This is a genomic window from Streptomyces sp. UNOB3_S3, from assembly GCF_020740895.1.
In the GTDB taxonomy this organism is placed as follows: domain Bacteria; phylum Actinomycetota; class Actinomycetes; order Streptomycetales; family Streptomycetaceae; genus Streptomyces.
Map to the genome: position 1 here is coordinate 1 of NZ_JAILXP010000572.1, position 3,006 is coordinate 3,006.

5 protein-coding genes are annotated in these 3,006 nt (G+C 71.2%); 4 read left to right on the forward strand and 1 reads right to left on the reverse strand.

Annotation, left to right across the window (positions count from 1 at the left end; all coding sequences use genetic code 11):
• Nucleotides 1-430: DUF6177 family protein (locus K6I33_RS33745; RefSeq protein WP_229358601.1), on the forward strand; the 430-nt coding region annotated here is incomplete at its 5' end.
• A gap of 10 nt (nucleotides 431-440) precedes the next feature.
• Entirely contained in the window at nucleotides 441-1,355 is a 915-nt protein-coding gene (locus tag K6I33_RS33750) for a GDSL-type esterase/lipase family protein (protein WP_229358602.1), read from the forward strand.
• A 17-nt stretch (nucleotides 1,356-1,372) separates the two neighbouring features.
• Here K6I33_RS33750 and K6I33_RS33755 read toward each other — a convergent pair whose 3' ends face one another.
• Nucleotides 1,373-1,732, reverse strand: a complete 360-nt coding sequence (locus K6I33_RS33755) for a hypothetical protein (RefSeq protein WP_229358603.1) — start codon at nucleotides 1,730-1,732, stop codon at nucleotides 1,373-1,375.
• A gap of 396 nt (nucleotides 1,733-2,128) precedes the next feature.
• Between K6I33_RS33755 and K6I33_RS33760 the strand changes: the two genes are divergently transcribed.
• Nucleotides 2,129-2,881 (forward strand): XRE family transcriptional regulator, encoded by a 753-nt coding sequence (locus K6I33_RS33760; RefSeq protein WP_229358605.1) that lies wholly within the window; start codon nucleotides 2,129-2,131, stop codon nucleotides 2,879-2,881.
• 8 nt (nucleotides 2,882-2,889) lie between these two features.
• On the forward strand, nucleotides 2,890-3,006 hold a 117-nt coding region (locus K6I33_RS33765), incomplete at its 3' end, for a DUF397 domain-containing protein (RefSeq protein ID WP_229358607.1).

The following is a 3,006-nucleotide window of genomic DNA, read 5'->3' on the forward strand; positions in this document are numbered from 1 at the left end:
CCCCGACCGCCCGGCCCTCGCCACCCTCCGCGTCTCCCGCACCGAGGGCGGCGTGGCGGAGGACATCACGCTCACCCTCGGCTACGGCCGGGACGAGACCCCGCCCCTCGGCGCCGTCGAGCCCCTCGCCCGTACGCTCGCCGACGGGCACGGTCTCGTATCGCTCCTCGTCTCCCTGCGCCGGGGCCGTCGCGACCTCACCGTCCCGCCGCGCTTCGAGGCCCCGCCGATCCCCGTCTCCTTCACGCTGGGCGCGGCCGACATCCGCCGGACCGGCCTCGGCCACGCGCTGCGACCGCCGCTCGACCTGAGCCCCGTGCGCCTCGGTCCCGCCGTCCACTACCCCCTCGGCGACGGCACCGACGCCCAGGCGTGGACGGTGCTCCAGCGGCTGTCCGCCCACCTCAAGGCCGCCCGCGCCGGTGATTAGGGTGGTGCGGGTGATCGAGTCTCGTCCCCACACCCTGTTCTCCTTCGGCACTCTGCTGGACGAACGGGTTCAGAAAGAGCTTTTCGGCCAGTCCGTGCCCACGTCCCCGGCGTCGCTGGCCGGACATACGACCAGGCCGATTCGGATCACGGACCCGTCCGTGATCGCCACCAGCGGTCTCGACGTCCACCTGACCCTGGAGCGCAGGATAGGCGCCGAGGTCGAGGGTGCCGTCCTGCACCTCACCGACGAGGACCTCGCCGCCGCCGACGCCTACGAAGTCGACGACTACGCCCGCCGACGCGTGTGCCTCTCCTCCGGGGAGACCGCCTGGGCCTACCTCGACGCGAATCCGCTCCGCCCGGCGCAGCGCATCGTGATCGTGGGCGACAGCATCGCCTACGGGCGCTGCGATCCGCAGGGCGGGTGGGCGGCCCGGCTGTCGGCCGCCCACATCGCGCGGGACGAGGCCGCGCACCGGGTCTTCAACCTCGCCATCCCCGGCGCCACCCTCGCCGACGTCAGAGAGCAGACGCCCGCGCTGCTGCCCCCTCGCCTGCCCGACACCCTCCTCGTCGCCGCCGGCATCAACGACTCGGCCGCCGGTGACGGGCTGGCACACCTGGAAGGCAGCCTCGGCTCCCTCGCCACCACCGCCCTGAGCCACAACGCGCGGCTCGTCATCGCGGGGCCGATATGGCTCGACGAGGAACACGCCCCCGACTACGAGGGCCTGTGCTTCACCCGGGCCCGGGCGTTGGAACTGCGCGAGTCCCTGCGGGCCTGGTGCGACGCACACCACGTCGACTTCCTCGACATGTGGGAGCCGCTGCGCGAGCGGCCCCACCTCCTCGTCGACGGCCTCCACCCCGGCCCCGAGGGGCACGAGGTGCTCTACCAGCACCTCAGTGCCCTCGGCGGCTGAGCCCTCGCTCGCTTACGTTACGGATGCGCCTCCCGCTGGTGCCGCCCCATGGCGGTCGCCAGCCGGGCGGCCTCGTCGCGGTCGTCGTCCTCGACGGCCCGGTACCGGCCCTGTTTGATCTCCCAGCAGACCCGGCATCGGGTGGGCGCGGCCTCGCGCCGGTCGCGCTCCCGGCGACTCCGCTCGTTGACGTCCGCGACGCGGGCGCGGAGCGCGTCCCCCGTGGCCGCCGGGCGCGGGTCTCCCGGCAGCGCCTCCCACTCCCGGCCGCCCCCGGGAGCCCTGAGCAGCACCCGCCCGCCTACGACGGCCATGACCTCACCCACGCGGTCCCGCCCGACGTCGCGGACGACCGCCCCGATCTCGGGGGCGGTCACCGGACGCTCTCCGAGCGGGGGACGAAGTCGATGCCGTGCGCGGTGATCACCACGGTGTGGTCCGGCTCCGGCGGTTTGACGGGTTCCCGCGCCACGGGGGCGGCGGCAGCGCCGCAGCGGTGGCGAGTGCGGCCGGAGCTTGTGGGAGCACACAGTGCTCTCACCCATTCAAGGCAGCGAATCATCAAGGTTGCCACTGTCTGTCGACCCCGCTTCCTTCGCGTTGACCACACCCCGCGACCGCCAGCGGCCATGGGGCTTCCACGCGCAGATCCTGCCGGGACGCAGAAGACGTATTTACCGCCATGCACGGACAGTTGGGTCGGCCGAGCGCTACTGTCGAAGAACGCCCAAACGTCCGCAGGGGGTCCCTTGAACTCGGCTCTACGATCGGCTATGGCATCGGCCGGGTTGTCGCCCAGACAACTCGCCCTCCGCGTCGGTGTCTCCGGCAAGACCGTGGAACGGTGGGTCGCGGACGAAGAGTTGATCCCGCATGCCAGAAACCGAGAAGACGCCTCAGCGGCGTTGGGAGTGGAAGCAGCGATGTTGTGGCCCAAGGCGGTCAGGGACCGTTTGAAGACCGGGAGCGACCAGGAAATCGTCCGGAGCTACCCGTACCGGTCCGCGTGCCCGTCCACCGTGTGGGGCGAGCTCATCTCCGACGCGGCCGACGACCTGTTCTTCGGCGGATTCACCTCCTACTTCCTGTGGAGCCATGTGCCCGCGCTCCCCGATGTCCTGCGGCGAAAGGCGGCGAAGGGCTGCCGCGTCCGGTTCCTGATCGGCGACCCCGAAGGAAGCGTGACCACGCGGCGGGAAGAGATCGAGGGCGTCGCCATGGCCGTGTCCACACGCATCGGGACGACCTTGGAGCAGTTGTCCAGAATGGGTCCGACGGAAGGGCTGGAAGCGCGGTTCTCCGCTCCCTCGGACGCCACGAACCACATCTCGCTGTCCGTCTTCCGCTTCGACGACGAAGCGCTCGTGACACCGCACCTGGCCACACAGGTCGGCCACGACTCGCCGCTGCTCCACCTGCGACGACGCGGGGAGCAGGGCATGTTCCACCGCTTCGTGGAGCACGCCGAGGAGTTGTGGTCCCGGAGCGTCCCCATTGAGCTTGAGCGGCCGGCGCACAGCAGCTGACCGATCTCATGCCCTACGGCCAGATATTCGAACACGCCGACTGGCGCAAGAGCAGCTACAGCGGCGTCCAGTCCGACTGCCTTGAGATAGCCGACGGCTTACCCGACCCCACCCCCGTCCGCGAC

Bases quoted from the DNA above. Each gene is read 5' to 3' on its own strand.
- K6I33_RS33760 (WP_229358605.1), top strand. From the start codon at position 2,129: ATGGCATCGGCCGGGTTGTCGCCCAGACAACTCGCCCTCCGCGTCGGT.